Source organism: Nocardiopsis sp. CNT312 (genome assembly GCF_000515115.1).
In the GTDB taxonomy this organism is placed as follows: Bacteria; Actinomycetota; Actinomycetes; order Streptosporangiales; family Streptosporangiaceae; genus Nocardiopsis.
The window spans coordinates 1-1,344 of the sequence record NZ_AZXF01000063.1 but is presented as its reverse complement, the minus strand read 5'-3'; the positions used below and the strand labels follow the sequence as shown (position 1 = coordinate 1,344).

At 53.5% G+C, this 1,344-nt stretch carries 1 protein-coding gene; it reads right to left on the bottom strand.

The genetic code is table 11. The features are described from left to right. Positions 1-383 precede the first annotated feature (383 nt). Complete coding sequence (locus B042_RS25230; protein WP_197024350.1) at positions 384-845, bottom strand: SUKH-3 domain-containing protein; 462 nt, start codon at positions 843-845, stop codon at positions 384-386. Positions 846-1,344: the final 499 nt, after the last annotated feature.

The following is a 1,344-nucleotide window of genomic DNA, read 5'->3' as shown; positions in this document are numbered from 1 at the left end:
GCCGGGCTGCGAGGAGGGCGACTACGTCGGCCGCCCCCTGTGGGAGGCGTGAACGGATCGGAGAGAAGAGCGACGGGGCCGTGCGGAGGATGTCCACGCGGCCCCGTTTCGTTCCCGGCCGACGCCCGTCTCCCACCGGCCGGGGATATCACGGGTGGAATGCCGAAGCGATCGTCGACCGGCCTCCGCCGAACAATCAAAGGAAATACAGAAAGGGAAATCGAATCGAGATCCAGCCGCCAGAAAAACTAGGAGTCTCATTCAGGGATCTCGCATGGTGTCATGTTGTTGCAGTTCAGCGCATGCGGTCAGGGCTTGACTTGCTACCCTTAAATAAGCCTCAGGGCAAGGAATCAATATTCCAATGGAGCGCCGATCAAAAATCAAGGCCAAGGAGAGAGACCTTCATCCGAATGAATACATATTAAATCCCGATCAGCCATGACGGCTTGTTGCACACCCTCCTCTAGAGTACCTCCCAGATACCAGACGTACCCCAGGCCGCCAGCCATCATGCGACCAGATGCTGTAATAAAAACAGAACTGTAGCTCAGCCACTCCCCAACAGGAAAGCAGGCTTCTCCCACCAGAGAAGACATCTCTTCAAAAAAAGAAAACCCCATAGCGTCTGCAGCGAATGGATCCACATTCAAAGGCTCATAGTTTCCAAAATGGGCGTCACTATTTTCGGCAGGACCGATAGAAAGACCCCCCAAAGACCGAATCAAATCTAGAGCCATCCGATTTCCCGGATACCCCCTAGAACACAGCTCATAGTACCAAGAATCCGCATCCCCGAAAATCCTTTCTGCATACCAACCAGAATCCTCCATAGCCTTGATCACACCAGAACTCATCCTCGCAAATTCCATAAATGAACCTCAATATGAGATGTTCAACTCGCCAAGCAGAGTTCGACACCTGCCACACGGCTGGCCGACATTTCCGTGCTCCGCAGCCCTAGAAGACTGCTCATTTCGTGTCTGAAGGGTTCGCATACTTCCGCCCCTGATCGCAGACTCACCCTCACTCCCCTGAGCCTGAATCAGGCAATGAACTTCCGCACACCCATTATGATGACCCGTCCTTCTGGAAGTTTCCCCCAAAGCACCTGAAGCGGATTCTCCATGTCTATTCCTACCATAATAGACCTGACCAGAAGGTGAGGTGTATTCGGAGGCGAACTTATTGCCAGGAAGGTTTCTGACTTCGTCGGCATAGCCTCGAAGAGGGTCACTGCAGTTATGAGTACTGAGGTTTAATTTGTGGGGTTACTGGTCTTGACAGGCCACTCCGGCAGGCTATGCCGAAGGTATGAGGTATCCCACCGGCGGCGGGCTGACC